Consider the following 14,685-nt stretch of genomic DNA (forward strand, 5'->3'; position numbering starts at 1 on the left):
GTCATGACCGGATCGAACGATTCCGCCACGACCGAACTGTCATCCGATAGGACCAACGGTTCGTCAGATCTCCGACGGCGCCGCCCTGGTGGAGCTGCGCAGCACCAGTCCGGTGGCCAGTGGGGCGACCGGCGGCACCGGCTCACCGCGCAGCAGCGCCGCCAGCGCCGCGACGCCCGTACGGCCGAGCTGCTCACCCGGCAGGTCGACGGTGGTCAGCGGCGGGGCCAGCAGGTCGGCCACCGGGATGTTGTCGATGCCGACCACCGAGACGTCGGCCGGAATCCGCAGCCCGAGCTCGGCGGCGGCCTGGTACAGGCCCGAGGCGACCACGTCGTCGTCGCAGACCACCGCGTGCGGGCGGTCCGGGCGGCTGAGCAGCTCATGGGCGGCGGACCGCGCGGCGCGCTGACCCTCGTTCAGGGTGACGCCCAGTTCGACCACTTCGAGCCCGGCGGTGGCCGCCTCGAAGGCGGCCTGCCGGGTCCGGAAGGTGTACGCGGAGTGGGTCGAGCGCAGATGCCCGATCCGCCGGTGGCCCAGCGCGGTCAGGTGCTCGACGGCGGCCCGCATGCCGCCCGCGACGTCCAGCTCCACCGTGGGGCGGGCCCGGCCGGTGCCCGGATCGGCCAGCGCCGGGTCGGCGTCCAGGAAGACCACCGGGGTGTCGGCGGGCAGCGCGCCGAGCTGGCTGTCGTCCGGCGAGCAGACCAGCAGGCCGTCGAACCGGCTGGTGGTCGCCGCCTCGGCGAGCGTCGCACTCCCCCAGCCCGAGCTGACCACCACGGCCAGGCCGTGCTTGCCCGCCTCCTCGTGCACCCCGACCAGTACCCGGCCGAAGAACGGACCGAGGATGTTCGGCACCGCGAGCAGGATCATCCCGCTCCGGCCCAGCCGCAGTTGGCGGCCAGCCGCCTGCGGACGGTAGCCGAGCGTCCTGGCCACCTCGCGGACCCGCTCCCGGGTCGCTTCCGAGACCCGCTGCCCCGCCTCCGTACCGGAGAACACCAACGAGACGGTCGCCTGCGAGACCCCGGCCAGCCGTGCCACGTCCCGGCCGGTCGGACGCCGGGACGGGGTCGGTGCGGAGGGCTCGGTCATCGCGCGGGGACGACTCAGCCCTGGGACCCGGCGGCCGCCGCACGGGCGGCATCGTCGGCGGCGTCCTCCTCGGCGGCGACCTCGGCCGAACGGGACCGGCGGTTGGCGACCTTGTCGGCCAGCTGCGCGGACATCTCGTCGCGCTGCTTGCTGAGCAGGATGTAGCTGAGCGGGGCGGAGACCAGACCCGCGATCAGCACCAGGAAGATCACACCGGTGCTGCCGGTGACCGGGATGACCCCGAAGTGTCCGAGCAGCATGGCGAGCAGCAGGCACGACAGGAAGATGCTCAGGCGCATCGAGGTGTAACGGAGCGTGGCGTGCTTCTTGCTGCTCACGGGGACGTCCTTCACTGCGGGGGGTACGGCTGGCGCGGCTATCCAGTGAAGCATGACCTCACAGCCACACCATCGGCAGGAGCTCAGGCACGCACCACCAGGGGCTCGAGGAACTGCGAGGAGGTCTGGCGCCGGGGTCACTGCGAAAGTGCCTGACCATTTACGGACGGATCACCTTGCACGGGTCGGCGTCGCAGTTCCCCGAGCCCCTGGTGGTTGCTGCCCGGAGCGGAGCGGTCAGCGGAGGTCGAGCCACATGGTGACGTCGTCGCGGTCGTCGCCCGGGGCGACCCGGATGGCGCCGGGGACGCGGCCGACCTCGGTGTAGCCGCAGCGGGCGTAGAACTGCTCCAGGCCGAGCCCGCCCCGGAGGGTGAGCCGGAGGCCGGCCCAGCCGGCCTCGCGGGCGACCCGGGCGGCCTCGGCCATCAGCTGCACGCCGTAGCCGCTGCCCTGGACGTCGGGGTGCACCATGACCCGCTTGAGCAGCCGCCAGTGGTCCATCAGGTCGAACCGCATGTCCTCGAAGAACAGTGCCGCCACCAGCCGTCCGCCCGGCTCGAAGCCGACCAGCAGCATGTCCGGCTGCCCGGGGCCGAGGCCTGCGAACTGCTTCTCCGCCGTCACCCAGACCTGATCCTCCGTCACCGGCGGGACGAACCCGACGGCGCCGCCCGCGTTGGTCGCGGCCGTCCAGAGGGTGATGATCCCGGCCCGCAGCTCAGGGGTCAGTTCGGGGGCCAGGGCGAAGGTGAGCGTCATGAGCACCAAGCCTAATCGGCGGCGACGACAGGCCGGGGGGCGGTGCGACCGAGCGCCAGGCAGAGCAGCACGGCCACCGCGCAGAGCGCGCCGGCGCCGTACCAAGCGAGGTCGTAGTCGCCGAACCGGTCCCGGCTCAGGCCCGCCAGGCCGGCCACGGCGGCGGCGCCGAGCTGGTGACAGGCCAGCACCCAGCCGAACACCACGGGTGCGTCGGCGCCGAAGTGGCGGCGGCAGAGCGCGATGGTCGGCGGCACGGTGGCCACCCAGTCCAGGCCGTAGAAGATCACGAAGGCCAGGATCGGCGGCTCCAGCGAACCGGCGAACAACTGCGGCAGGAAGAGCAGCGAGAGGCCGCGCAGCGCGTAGTAGGCGACCAGCAGGGAGCGGGAGTCGAAGCGGTCGGTGAACCAGCCGCTGGCGATCGTGCCCACCACGTCGAAGACGCCGACCAGGGCGAGCAGGCTCGCGGCCGTGGTGACCGGCATGCCGTGGTCGTGGGCGGCCGGGATGAAGTGGGTGCCGACCAGACCCGCCGTGGTGGCACCGCAGATCGCGAACGAACCCGCCAGCAGCCAGAAGGCGCGGTTGCGGCTCACCTCGCGGAGGATCCGCAGGCTGCGCAGGATCGCGCTGCCGTCGGTGCTCGGCGCGGGCGGCTGCTCGGTGGCCCCGTACGGGAGCAGGCCGAGGTCGGCCGGGCGTTCGCGCATCAGCAGCAGGACCGGGAGGGCGACCACGGTGGCGGAGACCGAGACCACGATCACGGCGGTACGCCAGCCGTGCTCGTCGACCAGCCAGGCGAGCAGCGGCATGAAGACCAGGTTGCCGGCGGCCCCGGCGGCGGTGAGCACGCCGGTGACCAGGCCCTGCCGGGCGGCGAACCAGCGGCCGGAGACGGTGGTGGCGAACGCCCCCGCCATCGAGCCCGAGCCGAGGCCGACCAGGACGCCCCAGCAGAGCACCAGTTGCCAGCTCTGGGTCATCAGCATGGTGAGACCGGCGCCGGTGGATATCGTCAGCAGGGCGCTGACCACGACCAGGCGGACGCCGAAACGGTCCATCAGGGCGGCGGCGAAGGGTGCGGTCAGGCCGTAGAGGGCGAGATTGACCGAGACGGCACCGGAGATGGTGCCGTGCGACCAGCCGAACTCGGTGTGCAGCGCGTCCATCATCAGCCCGGGCGTCGACCGGAAGCCGGCCGAACCGAGCAGTACCAGCAGGGTCACCCCGGCCACCACCCAGGCGTAGTGCAGGCGGCGGGACTTGACGACGGGTGGGGCGAGGGTCTCGTTCACGTGCTGATCCTTGCGCAGGGCGCTCGGTCCTTCGGTGCGGGGGCTGCCTCAGCCCCGGTCGGGGACCCGGCGGAGGGTGCGGACGGGACGGGTGAGGAGGAGAGCGGCGACCACCAGGAAGGAGACCACGATGCCGACTTCGAGCACCCGGTGGGCACCGAAGGCATTGGTGGCGGGGCCGGAGAGGGCGCTGCCGATCGGGAACATGCAGACCGAGCCGGCCACCTCGTAAGCGTGGATCCGGTTGAGCACCTCGCCCGGGACCTGGGTCTGCACACTGGTGGCCCACATGACGCTCCAGAAGGTGAGGCCGGCGCCGACCACCACCTGGGCGATGCCGAGCAGCCAGACCGGCCAGCCCAGCACGATGCCGAGGGGGTAGAGCGGGAAGGCGAGCATGGCCACCGCTCCGACGGCGAGCGGGCGTTGGGGCTTGAAGCGGACCGCGAGCAGGCCGCCGACCACGGTGCCCGCGCCGAACGCGCAGTTGAGCAGGAAGTAGGCGGAGTCGCCGTACTCGGGGATGACCAGCCCGGAGGTGACCGGCAGCAGCGGGCCCCAGCCGAGCACGGTGAAGAAGAGCCAGATCAGGATCACGCTCCAGAGCCAGCTGCGGGACCGGAACTCGTGCCAGCCGACCACCAGGTTGCGCCAGAGGCTGTCGCCCGGCGGCGGGGCCGGGACTGCGCCGAGCCGGAGTGCGAACAGGCAGATCGCGCTGATCCCGAAGGTGACAGCCGCGATCACCATCACCCAGCCGGTGGCGACGGCGGCCAGGGCACCGGCCAGGGCCGGCCCGAGCAGCGCGGCGAAGGCCTCGGAAGTGCGCAGCACGCCGTTGGCGCCCTGCACGTCGCGGGCCACCAGCGGGACGGTGGAGGCCGCGCCGGGCTGGAACATCGCGGCGGCCGTCCCGGCCAGGGCGAGCAGGAGGTAGAGCTGCCAGAGCTGGTCGATGCCCCGGAAGAAGAGCACCGCGAGCAGCACCCGGGTGGTCAGGTTGAGCAGGTCGGCGCCGATCATCATCCGGCGGGCGGTGAACCGGTCGGCGAGGACACCGCCGAACAGGACCAGACCGGCGAACGGGCCGAACAGGAAGGCCAGGGCGAAGCCGACGGTGCTGGCGCCGTGGTGGGCGCTGACCAGGCCGGCGGTCACCGCGACCGGGAGCATCGCGTCACCGAGCAGCCCTGCGCTGCGGGCGGTGAAGTAGTACCGGAAGTTACGGGACCAGATCGCCGGCGCCTCGGCCGAGCGGTCTGCGGCCGACCGGATCTCGACGGACTGGTCCTGGAGTTGGGGGAGCGTCACCCCAGCAGTTTTGGTGTAGACCACTCGGATTTCCAGTGGTTTATGGTCACGATCGGACGGCGGCGCGGCATGCGCGCCCCGAGCACGGCACGACGGCCGCCGTCCGATCGGGATGCCCGGGGCCCCTGACCCGCGCACCGAGTGCTCCGTACTCGTCGAGGAAGGAACCACCCACGCGCTCGGCAGCCTGCGAACCCCCATGCTGACCGCACCGGTGCTCCCTCGACGTCCCCTCACAACGGAGAACTGCACCCAAGAGTGATCAGTTGGATACGTCACGTCAATGGGTTGTCGGAAATTCGGAATGGTTGCGGCGCATTTACCGACTCACGGGAGCGTACGGCGGGGGCCTACGCGATCAGTGCGCCCCCTGCGCCGCTGGTCCGCTCCATGGCCGGGGCCACCATCGCGCCCTCGCCGATCTCGCACCAGACCCGCTTGCCGGAGCCGTCCGGGTACCAGCCCCAACGCTCGCACAGCAGCTCCACCAGCTCCAGACCCCGCCCGTTGGTCGCGTCACCGGCCGCGCACCGGGGGGCGGGCGCGATACAGCTGCCGTCCGCCACCTCGACCCGGACCACGGTCGGGGCCGACGGTCCTTCACCCTCGGGCAGCGGCACCGAGAGCCGGAGCACGGCGGGCGAACCGGTGTGCACCACCGCGTTGGTGACCAGTTCGGAGACCACCAGCACCAGGGTCTCGGCGAGCGGCGCGTCCGGGTCGAACCCGTGGCCCTGCAGCCGCGAGCGCACCCACCGGCGTGCCCGGCCGACCTCGGCCGGGTCCGCCTGGACCGCCAACTGGACCTGAAGTACCTGCACCGCTCCACCACCCGCACTCGCAGTTCGAGGCCCGGTCGGACCGGCCATGGCTCCGTCACGAATACGCCTCAGAATGATCCGGCAGGACGGTCACAGCAAGCGCTTCGGGCATATTCCAGCGATCGGGGGACAGCGCAGTGCATACTGTCCCGCTCACTCTGGCGAGCGTCGCACCGGCGATCGTCCGGCCACCCGCTCCGACCTGGCTTTCCGAGGGGACGGCGCGAGCGTAACGAAACGTACCGCGCGGCAGCGCCGATCCGACCGCCGCCACGAGCGAACCACCCTTGCTACATCTGTCCACCGCAGATCGAACGACGAAAGTCCGTACAGCTACCACCAACTGACGATTCGAAACTTCTTCATACGATTCCCCGCGCCGACGATTCCCAGCCAGTTACCGTGGAGTTGAGCAGGGGGAGGGGCGATGGAGACCGCCGGACCGGTCCCGAGCTGGGACGAGCAGATCCACTGGCGGCTGGCCCAGGGCGAGGAGACCGCACTCGCCGAGCTCTACGACCGGCTGGCTCCCCTGGTGCACGGCCTGGCCGGCCGGATACTGACCGACCAGACCGCCGCCGAACAGCTCACCCGTGAGGTTTTCGGCCAACTCTGGGAGCACCCCGAGTCCTTCGACCCCCGGCAGGGTTCGCTCCGCGCCTGGCTCGGCTCGCTGACCCGGCGGCGCGCCCTGGACCGGCTCCGGCTGGACCACACCGACGACCGGGAGCTGCGCCGACGTGCCGGTGCCGCCCGGGCCCAGTACGTGGTCGACTCGCTGCCCGACCCGCTGCGCGAGACCATCGCGCTGGCCTGGTTCGACGGCCGCAGCTACCAGGAGACCGCCCGTCAGCTGGGCATCACCGACCAGGCCGCCAAGCAGCGGCTCCGGCTCGCCCTCCAACTGCTCGCCACCGAACTGGCCGACGAGGAGGACGAGTCGTGACGCGTCAGGACGACGACCGGGCGGCCGAACTCCGGCACGAGGCGTACCGCTCCCTGCTCGGCGCCTGGGCACTGGACGCCTGCCCGCGCCGCGAGGCGGCCGAGCTGGCCCAGCACCTGGCGCTCTGCCCGGACTGCGCCGAGGAGGCCACCCGGCTGCGGAACGCGGCCGGCCGCCTCTCCCCCGACGAACCGCTGGACCCGGCGGGCTCGCTCCGCCAGCAGGTGCTGGACTGGTGCCTGGCCCGCCGCCCACCCCAACTGCCCGTCCCCGCCTGGGCCGCACCGTACGCGACCGAGACCGCCAAGCTGGACGCGCTGCTCCGCGACCTCGGCCCCGAGGAGTGGCAGGAGGTGGCCGAACTCCCCTGGTACGGCGGGGTGCAGCGGTGGCGTCCGGCCGAGGTGCTGGGCCATCTGACCGCCGTGGACGGCTACCTGGCGCCCGGGCTCGGCCTGCCCGACCCGGTTCCCGGCACCGCCGTCACCGCACCGGCCCGGGTGCCCGCGCAGCACGGCCCCACGTCCCGGCCCCCGGTCCAGGGCAGTCCGGCTGCCGGCGTACTGGAGCGCACCTCCCGGCTGCTGGCGGTCCAGGCCGGTCTGGCCCCGGGCACCGTCCGGGCCCAGTGGCGGCGGCAGGGCCACGCGCTGGTCCGCAGCGCCGCGCTCCGTCCGCAGGGCGGCGCGACGGTGGACTTCGGCTTCGCCCGGCTGCCGCTCAGGGACGCCTTCGTGGACCGCGCCTTCGAGTGCTGGGTGCACGGCGACGACATCGCCCGCGCGGTCGACTACCCCTACCCGCCGCCGCTCCCCCGCCACCTGCGACTGATGGTCGACCTGGCGGTCCGGATGCTCCCGGTCGCGCTGGCCGCCACCCGCCCACCGGTGGCCGGGCCCGGCCGGGTCCTGCGGCTGGTCATCGAGGGCCCGGCGGCCGGCGAATGGCTGATCCCCCTGGACGGCTTCGACACCGGGGGCCCGCAGGTGGCCGAACTGGTGCTGGACGGACTGGAGTTCTGCAACCTGGTGGCCGCCCACCGCGACCCCGACCGCATCCCGGCGGGGGAACACGGCGACCGCGCCGCCATCCGCGAAGTCCTCCGAGCGGCACCTTTGCTGTCACGCCCCTAGCCGGGCACCACCAGGGGCTCGGGGAACTGCGAGGAGATCTGGCGTGCGGGTCACTGCGAAAGTGCCTGACCCTTTACGCACGGATCACCTTGTACGAGGTCGGCGTCGCCCCGCGGCGGAGCCGCCCATCAGCAGGGCCCCGAGCCCCTGGTGGTTGATGCCCGGATGGCCGGTCAGGCGAAGACGACCGTGCGGGTGCCGTTGAGGAGGACGCGGTGCTCGCTGTGCCACTTGACCGCGCGGGCCAGCGCCTGGCATTCGACGTCGCGGCCGACCGCGACCAGCTGGTCGGGCGTCACGTCGTGGGTCACCCGGGCCACTTCCTGTTCGATGATCGGGCCCTCGTCCAGGTCGGCGGTGACGTAGTGGGCGGTGGCGCCGATCAGCTTCACGCCCCGGGCGTGCGCCTGGTGGTACGGCTTCGCGCCCTTGAAGCTCGGCAGGAAGGAGTGGTGGATGTTGATGATGCGTCCGGTCAGCGCCTTGCACAGGTCGTCCGAGAGCACCTGCATGTAGCGGGCCAGCACCACCAGGTCGACGTGCTCGGCCGCGACCAGGTCGAGCAGTTGCTGTTCGGCCTCGGCCTTGTTGTCCCGGTTCACCGGGAGGTGCTGGAACGGGATGCCGTAGGACTCGGTCAGTTCCCGGAAGTCGGTGTGGTTGGAGACCACGGCCGCGATCTCCACCGGGAGGGCTCCGATCCGGGTGCGGAACAGCAGGTCGTTCAGGCAGTGCCCGAACTTGCTGACCATCAGGATGACCCGCATCCGCTCCGCGCTCGGGGTGATCCGCCAGTCCATCCGGAACGAGGCGCCGATCGCGGCGAAGCTGGCCCGGAGCTTCTCGGTGCTGACGGACTGTTCGGCCGAGAAGTGCACCCGCATGAAGAACAGTCCGCTGTCGCCGTCCCCGAACTGCTGGCTGTCGATGATGTTGCAGCCGGTCATGAAGAGGTAGCTGGAGACCGCGTGCACGATGCCCTGCTTGTCCGGGCAGGACAGCGTGAGGACGTACTGGGCGCTGGCCGTCGGCTGGTCCACGGGTGTCGTTCCGTTCTGCGGGCGCTGGTGGCGGACCGCCCAGGGTGTCACATACCGGACGCCCGCCGCCGGACCGCCCGTAGTACGGACGGCCCGCAGTACGGCCGGCCTCAGCCGACCCGGGTCAGCATCCGCAGCGTCTCCAGCGAGCGCGGCGGCACCGCCGGGTCCTCGCCGTCGGCCAGGGTGAGCCGGACATGGGCGGCGCGGGCCGCGTCGACCGCCTCGGGCCAGCCGGGGTGGCCCAGGTAGGCGGCGGCGGGGGCGTCCGCGCCGATCTCGTGCAGCACCCGGAGCACCCGGAGCACCGTGGCATCCACCAGGGCCGCCTCCTCGGCGTCGCGCAGGATCGTGCCGACGTACTTCTCGGCCGGCCAGCGGTCCAGCCAGGTGTCCTCGACCAGCCGGTAGACGGCGTCCGTGACGTCGCCGAAGCCGTCCTGGCCGGTCAGCCAGGTCTGCTGCTGGAACGCGGGGTCGGACAACATGTGCAGCGCCGAGCGGAGTCGGGCTCGCCAGCGCCACCAGGGCAGGTCGTTGAGCGGCATGCCGCCCATCGTGCTTGAGCGGTGCCCGCTACGAGAAGAGGTTCGGGCAGACCGATACGAAGAATCTGTACTCGCGGACATGGAGAGCGATGCTACGTGGCCCGACTTCACACGTTCTACTCGCGTCACTCGGGCATCCCCACTCGGAGTTCCGCCCTCGTTGGCCCGTCGTTCGCTTTTCGTCCCTCTCGGCGCACTCCGACCGGTCAAGGCTGAATACGGCCGACCAGGCCGGAAGTCGTCCGAACCCAGAGGGGCACCAAAAATGAGGCGGAGCGGATCGCCTGAGCACGCAGAGCCGACCGGCAACCTGAGCCGGACCGGCCGATGCCGCCGCACCGCCGGAGCAGTCGCCGCCGCGCTGCTGCTGCCCGCCCTGCTGTCCGCCTGCGGGGGCCCCGCCGACGCGGCCCCGCCGGACGAGATCACCGTGATGACCTGGGCCCCGTCCGGCACCGGCTCCACCGACCGGCCCGGGATGACCGCGCTGGCCGAGGCGGTCGGCCACGAACTGAACGCCGGCGGCGGGCTGGCCGGCCACCGGGTCAAGGTGCTCACCTGCAACGAGCACAACACCACCGAGGGTGTCTCCGAGTGCGCCCAGCAGGCGGTGGCGGCCCACGCCGTCGCCGTGGTCGGCTCGTACAGCCAGTACGGCGAGACCTTCATGCCAGCCCTGGAGGCGGCCGGTATCCCCTACATCGGCGGGTACGGCCTCTCCACCCCCGAGTTCAGCAGCCCGTTCTCCTACCCCGTCTCCGGCGGCACCCCCGCCCTGATCGCGGGCAGCGGGCAGCAGCTGGTCGAGGCCGGCTGCAAGAGCGTCGCGGTGATCCGCCCGGACACCCGGGCCGGCGACACCCTGCTCGGCTTCCTGGCCGGGGCGCTGAAGCCCGCCGGGATCACGCTCAAGGACGTCAAGGCCCCCGAGCGCTCGAACGACTACACCGCGATCGCCAGGAAGGCGATCGGCGACGACAAGGCCGGCAACTGCGTCACCGCCGCGCTCGGCTCCGAGCCGACCGCCAACCTGCTGGACCCGTACCGGCGGCTGGAGCCCCGGCGGACCCAGCTCGCCTCGGTGATCGGCAGCTTCCAGCAGTCGGTGGTCGACTCCACCGGCGGCGACGGCGGGCCGCTCGGCGGCGCACTGGCCACCGGCTGGTACCCGCCGGAGGGCTCCCAGGTCTGGGACGCGCTCCGCTCCACCGCGCGCCTGCACGGCGGCAGCGGTGCGCCGATCGACATCTCGGACCCCGGGGTGCAGACCACCTGGGTGGCGTACGAGGTGTTCCGGCAGGCGGTGGAGCGGGCCGGCAACGGCAAGCAGATCACCAGCAAGGCGATCCGCGGGGTGCTCGACGGCGGCGAGCCGATCGAGACCGCCGGTGCCACTCCGCCGCTCAACTGGGGCCTCACCAGCATGCTGCCCAGCGCGGACTCGCCCCGGCTGGTGAACACCTCGGTGACCTTCCAGCGGGTGCAGGGCGGCCGCCTGGTCGCACAGCGGGCGGGCTTCGTCGACGTCCGCAAGATCCTGGCGGGCTGAGCCCCCGTACGACGGCGGCCCGGCTTCCCCGAGGGGGAGCCGGGCCTGACTGCTGCTCAGAAGCCGGAGGCCGGAGGTCAGAGGTCGGTGTCGGCCTTGGTCGGCAGGCCGGTCTGGGCGGCGATCGTGTTCCACAGGGTGCTGGCCTGCTTCTTGGCCGTGGTGGCCTCGCCGCTGGCCGTGTTGCCGAGCTTGTAGTGCGGGTTGTCCTTCTTCGTCGGGTCGCAGGCGGCGACCGAGTCGGCGGCCCACAGCGCGTACTCCCGGTCGGCCTTGGCCGAGGCCTCCCACGCCTTCTTGAGCTGCTCGGCGAGCTGGGCACCGCCGGCCAGCTGGTCGGTCTTCAGCGCGGCCAGGCCGGCCAGCAGCTGGTCGCGCTGGCCTGCCGCGTCGTTGAGGGCCTGCTGCGACTCGGGGAGCTTCTCGCACTTGCCCACCGAGCCGACCGCGTTCACCACGTTCTGCCGGCTGGCGTTCGCGTTGCCGAGCACGGTGGAGAGCGCCTGCGCCTGGGCCTTGGTCTCCGGGCTGACCGCGGTGCCACCGGCACCGGCGGAGGCGGACCCGGCCGCCGTGGTCTTGGTGGCCGGGGTGGCGCCCTTCTCGGGCTTGTCGTCGCCGCCGCTGAGCAGCACCGCGACCAGGATGCCCGCCGCCGCGCAGCCCGCCACCACACCGCCGATGATCAGCCGGTTGTTGTTCGCCCGCCGGGGCTCCGGCCCGGGCATCGGGGCGGGGTACGCCGGGGGCGCGGGCGGGAACTGCTGCTGCCCCCCGTACGAAGGCTGCTGACCGCCGAAGTTCTGGCCGCCGAACGACTGTCCGCCGAAGGACTGCTGACCACCCATCGGCTGCGGCGGACCGTAACCGGGCTGCTGCTGACCACCCGTCGGATCACCGGTCGGGTAGGGCGGCAGGAACTGGGTGGCCGGCGCGGGCTCGGCGGCCGCCGGCTGCTGCTGCTGCGGCACGCCGGGCCCCCCGGGGTAACCGCCGCCCTGGCCTCCCAAGTACTCCGGGCCGCCGCCCTGGAACTGCTCGGTCGGCACCCCCTGCTGGACCGGCGGCTGCGCGTTGGCGTCCGGCTCAGGTCTGAAGAGGTCGTCCAGGTTGAAGTCACCTGAGTTGGAGTACGAGCGGCGCTGGCTCAAAGCGGTTCCTCACCTGTGCACGGCCCACGACCGCACCGCGGGGGCCTTCCTCGGTTCTTCCGCGCGCTCGCTGCCTCTACCACGCAGGGGACGCCGACTATCGGGGCCAACCTACCCCTTCGTTCCTGGAGGTGACTACGCGCCCTGGAAGTCCATTACGCAGCCTCCAGCTCCATCCTGGCCTGGAACTCCCGGACCGCGCGGTGGCTCCGGTACGGCTCCAGCCGGCGGCGGAACTCGTCCAGGTACTCCACCCCCCGGTTGGACCGCAGCCCGCTCAGCAGCCGGACCGCCTGGGTGCCGGTCTCGCAGGCCCGCTCCAGGTCGCGCTGCTGGAGCTGGGCGGTGGCCAGCAGCACCAAGTCCACCGCGCGGCGGCGAACCCTGGTCGGCGGGTGGAGTTCGAGGGCGGTGCGGGCGTACTTCTCGGCCTGCACCGCCTGCTCCAGGTCGCGGTGGCAGTGCGCCAACTCGTCGGCCAGGTAGGCCTCGTCGAAGTGCACGATCCAGTCCGGGTCGTCCTCGGGGTTGCGCTGCTCCATCGCGGCCAGCGCCTTGGCGGCCACCGCCTCGCAGGACCGGACGTCGCCGAGCAGGGCGTGGCCCCGGGCCTCGGCGGCGTAGAACATCGCCATCGCCGTCGGGGTGGCCACCGAGCGGGCGCCCTCCTGGGCGGCGCGGGCGAGTTGGGCGATCTCGCGCGGATTGCCCAGCGCGGCCGCCAGGTGGCTCATCGAGGCGGCCAGCACATAGCCGCCGTAGCCCCGGTCGTCGGCGGCCTGGGCCAGCCGGAGAGCCTGGATGTAGTAGCGCTGGGCCAGCCCGGGCTGGCCGGTGTCCACCGCCATGTACCCGGCCAGCTCGGTCAGCCGGGCGACCGCACCGAAGAGTTGACGGCCTGTCTCCTCCCGGTACGCGCCGCTGAGCAGGCCGGAGACCACGCTGTTCAGGTAGTGCACCACCACGGGGCGGACGTGACCGCTGCCGAACCGGTGGTCCAGGTCGACCAGCATCTGGGTGGTGGCCCGGATCGCCGCCACGTCGGCCGGCCCGACCCGGGGGCCGCCGGAGCGGGCCACCACCGGGTCCGGCGGGGTGATCAGCCAGTCCCGGCTGGGCTCGACCAGGGCGGAGGCCGCCACCGTGGCGCCGGAGAGGAACTCCCGGCGGCCGACGTCGCTTCGCCACAACTCGCAGACCTGGTCCAGCGCACCACTGAGGGTGGCGGCGAACTGGAGGCCGACGCCCGAGCTCAGATTCTTGCCGTCCGCCATGCCGATCTCGTCGACCGTGACGCCACGGCCGAGTTTGCGGCCGAGCGCCTCGGCGATCACCGCCGGGGCCTGGCCGCGCGGCTGTTGGCCGCGTAGCCAGCGGGCCACCGAGGTCTTGTCGTAGCGCAGGTCGAGGCCGTGCTCGGCGCCGCAGAGATTCACCCGGCGGGCGAGCCCCGCGTTGGAGCAGCTCGCCTCCTGGATCAGCTGCTGCAGACGCTCGTTGGGCTGCCGTGCGACGAGTGCTCTTGCGGCCATGGGCTTCGCCTCCCCACGCCCCCGGCCCTGACCGGCGGGCGACGATTTGCTGCTCGAACTGCCGACGTGCCGACCGGTTGGGACATCTGACTTCAGGTTAGCGATCAGCAACACCAGCGGGATACCCACGGTGACGGGCCCACCCCCCACGCGCCCTGCCAAATGCCCCTGTGCGCCCCCTGTTACGCCGTCTGGGCCCCTTCGTCTCCTACCCGCCCCCGACACCCCGGAACCCGTCCGGCAGTTGCCCGTCAGCGCCGACCGCCGTCACCGGTACGGGTGACAATGCCGCCCGGCCGGAACCGACCAGGCCACGGGCCGTAACCCCACTCACGGACGGTAGTTGAGCAGCACGTGGAAGACACCCCGGAAGCCCCCGAGTCGGGCCTGCCCAAGCCGCTCAGCGCGGCCCTCAGCTACGTCGAGGACCGTCACTGGGAGGTCGCGCCCGGGACGTGGCTGCTCGACGACGACGGCCCGGCCCGCTGCTCGTGCGGCGACCTGCGCTGTGTACTGCCCGGCGCACACCCCACGCACGCGGAGTGGCGGAACAAGGCCAGCGCCGGGCCCGGCGTGGTCCGCCGCTGGTGGTCGGAGCACCCGGGGGCGTCGATCCTGCTGCCCACCGGCCGGTTCTTCGACGTACTGGACGTACCGGAGGTGGCGGGCTGTCTGGCGCTGGCCCGGATGGAGCGGCTGAACCTCCAGCTCGGCCCGGTGGTGGCCGCACCCGCCTCGTCCGGTCAGTCCGGGCGTCGGCTGCTCTTCCTGGTACTGCCGGGGGTGGTGGCCAAGCTGCCCGAGATGCTCCGCCGGCTCGGCTGGGGTTCCGGCCGGCTGGACCTGGTGGCCCGCGGCGAGGGCGACTGGATCGTCGCGCCGCCCTCCCGGGTCGGCCAGTTCGGCCCGACCAGGTGGGCCAGGCCGCCGTCCGAGCTGAACCGCTGGCTGCCGGACGCCGAGGACCTGATCAGCCCGCTGGCGTACGCCTGCGGCCGGGAGGCGCCGCCGCTGCGGCCGACGGCCAACCAGCCGGCGGCGGTGCACTGAACCACTGTTGACGGCGGCTCAGCCGCCCCTTCGAACTGCCGCTCTACACCTATCGGGTGAGGGTGCGCACCGCGCGGGACCACGCGCGCGACTGACGGGCCTTGT

General features: G+C 72.5%; 14 protein-coding genes. 4 read left to right on the forward strand and 10 right to left on the reverse strand.

Going from position 1 to position 14,685, the window contains the following annotated elements; translation table 11 throughout:
- Nucleotides 1-63: 63 nt before the first annotated feature.
- The 6 genes from ASC99_RS02635 to ASC99_RS02660 form a co-directional block, all read right to left on the reverse strand.
- Nucleotides 64-1,101 (reverse strand): LacI family DNA-binding transcriptional regulator, encoded by a 1,038-nt coding sequence (locus ASC99_RS02635; RefSeq protein ID WP_057227642.1) that lies wholly within the window; start codon nucleotides 1,099-1,101, stop codon nucleotides 64-66.
- 14 nt (nucleotides 1,102-1,115) lie between these two features.
- A complete protein-coding gene (locus ASC99_RS02640; protein WP_235502733.1) occupies nucleotides 1,116-1,439 on the reverse strand; it encodes a DUF4229 domain-containing protein in 324 nt (107 codons plus the stop codon).
- A gap of 237 nt (nucleotides 1,440-1,676) precedes the next feature.
- Complete coding sequence (locus ASC99_RS02645; RefSeq protein ID WP_057228059.1) at nucleotides 1,677-2,201, reverse strand: GNAT family N-acetyltransferase; 525 nt, start codon at nucleotides 2,199-2,201, stop codon at nucleotides 1,677-1,679.
- Between the two features lie 11 nt (nucleotides 2,202-2,212).
- On the reverse strand, nucleotides 2,213-3,499 hold the full coding sequence (locus tag ASC99_RS02650; protein ID WP_235502732.1) for an MFS transporter: 1,287 nt from the start codon (nucleotides 3,497-3,499) through the stop codon (nucleotides 2,213-2,215).
- Between the two features lie 48 nt (nucleotides 3,500-3,547).
- Nucleotides 3,548-4,810: an MFS transporter gene (locus ASC99_RS02655; protein ID WP_235502731.1), complete on the reverse strand. Its 1,263-nt coding sequence runs from the start codon at nucleotides 4,808-4,810 to the stop codon at nucleotides 3,548-3,550.
- A 350-nt stretch (nucleotides 4,811-5,160) separates the two neighbouring features.
- Nucleotides 5,161-5,631 (reverse strand): ATP-binding protein, encoded by a 471-nt coding sequence (locus ASC99_RS02660; protein ID WP_057227647.1) that lies wholly within the window; start codon nucleotides 5,629-5,631, stop codon nucleotides 5,161-5,163.
- A gap of 427 nt (nucleotides 5,632-6,058) precedes the next feature.
- Here ASC99_RS02660 and ASC99_RS02665 point away from each other — a divergent pair, with 427 nt between their 5' ends.
- Nucleotides 6,059-6,577 (forward strand): RNA polymerase sigma factor, encoded by a 519-nt coding sequence (locus ASC99_RS02665; protein WP_057227649.1) that lies wholly within the window; start codon nucleotides 6,059-6,061, stop codon nucleotides 6,575-6,577.
- Complete coding sequence (locus ASC99_RS02670; RefSeq protein ID WP_057227651.1) at nucleotides 6,574-7,710, forward strand: zf-HC2 domain-containing protein; 1,137 nt, start codon at nucleotides 6,574-6,576, stop codon at nucleotides 7,708-7,710. Before ASC99_RS02665 ends, ASC99_RS02670 begins: the two co-directional genes overlap by 4 nt.
- 173 nt (nucleotides 7,711-7,883) lie before the next feature.
- On the opposite strand, the gene purU is transcribed toward ASC99_RS02670, so the two are convergent.
- Nucleotides 7,884-8,750 carry a formyltetrahydrofolate deformylase gene (purU, locus tag ASC99_RS02675; protein ID WP_057227653.1) on the reverse strand — a complete coding sequence of 289 codons (867 nt, stop codon included), beginning with the start codon at nucleotides 8,748-8,750 and terminating at the stop codon, nucleotides 7,884-7,886.
- Between the two features lie 110 nt (nucleotides 8,751-8,860).
- Nucleotides 8,861-9,379 (reverse strand): hypothetical protein, encoded by a 519-nt coding sequence (locus ASC99_RS02680; protein WP_082598023.1) that lies wholly within the window; start codon nucleotides 9,377-9,379, stop codon nucleotides 8,861-8,863.
- Nucleotides 9,380-9,563: 184 nt separating this feature from the next.
- Between ASC99_RS02680 and ASC99_RS02685 the strand changes: the two genes are divergently transcribed.
- Nucleotides 9,564-10,847, forward strand: coding sequence for an ABC transporter substrate-binding protein (locus ASC99_RS02685; protein ID WP_057227656.1), 1,284 nt, complete (start codon nucleotides 9,564-9,566; stop codon nucleotides 10,845-10,847).
- 77 nt (nucleotides 10,848-10,924) lie between these two features.
- Here ASC99_RS02685 and ASC99_RS41860 read toward each other — a convergent pair whose 3' ends face one another.
- A complete protein-coding gene (locus tag ASC99_RS41860; RefSeq protein WP_057227658.1) occupies nucleotides 10,925-11,998 on the reverse strand; it encodes a hypothetical protein in 1,074 nt (357 codons plus the stop codon).
- Between the two features lie 155 nt (nucleotides 11,999-12,153).
- Nucleotides 12,154-13,530 (reverse strand): hypothetical protein, encoded by a 1,377-nt coding sequence (locus ASC99_RS02695; RefSeq protein WP_057227659.1) that lies wholly within the window; start codon nucleotides 13,528-13,530, stop codon nucleotides 12,154-12,156.
- A 354-nt stretch (nucleotides 13,531-13,884) separates the two neighbouring features.
- On the opposite strand from ASC99_RS02695, the gene ASC99_RS02700 reads away from it, so the two are divergent.
- On the forward strand, nucleotides 13,885-14,580 hold the full coding sequence (locus ASC99_RS02700; protein ID WP_057227661.1) for a bifunctional DNA primase/polymerase: 696 nt from the start codon (nucleotides 13,885-13,887) through the stop codon (nucleotides 14,578-14,580).
- The last annotated feature ends 105 nt before the right edge of the window (nucleotides 14,581-14,685 follow it).

The sequence above is a fragment of the Kitasatospora sp. Root107 genome (genome assembly GCF_001424875.1).
Taxonomy (GTDB): domain Bacteria; phylum Actinomycetota; class Actinomycetes; order Streptomycetales; family Streptomycetaceae; genus Kitasatospora.

Coding starts and splice junctions, on each gene's coding strand:
- ASC99_RS02695 (WP_057227659.1), bottom strand. CDS start 13,530: ATGGCCGCAAGAGCACTCGTCGCACGGCAGCCCAACGAGCGTCTGCAG.
- ASC99_RS02665 (WP_057227649.1), top strand. CDS start 6,059: ATGGAGACCGCCGGACCGGTCCCGAGCTGGGACGAGCAGATCCACTGG.
- ASC99_RS02685 (WP_057227656.1), top strand. CDS start 9,564: ATGAGGCGGAGCGGATCGCCTGAGCACGCAGAGCCGACCGGCAACCTG.
- ASC99_RS02680 (WP_082598023.1), bottom strand. CDS start 9,379: ATGTCCGCGAGTACAGATTCTTCGTATCGGTCTGCCCGAACCTCTTCT.
- ASC99_RS02645 (WP_057228059.1), bottom strand. CDS start 2,201: ATGACGCTCACCTTCGCCCTGGCCCCCGAACTGACCCCTGAGCTGCGG.
- ASC99_RS02635 (WP_057227642.1), bottom strand. CDS start 1,101: ATGACCGAGCCCTCCGCACCGACCCCGTCCCGGCGTCCGACCGGCCGG.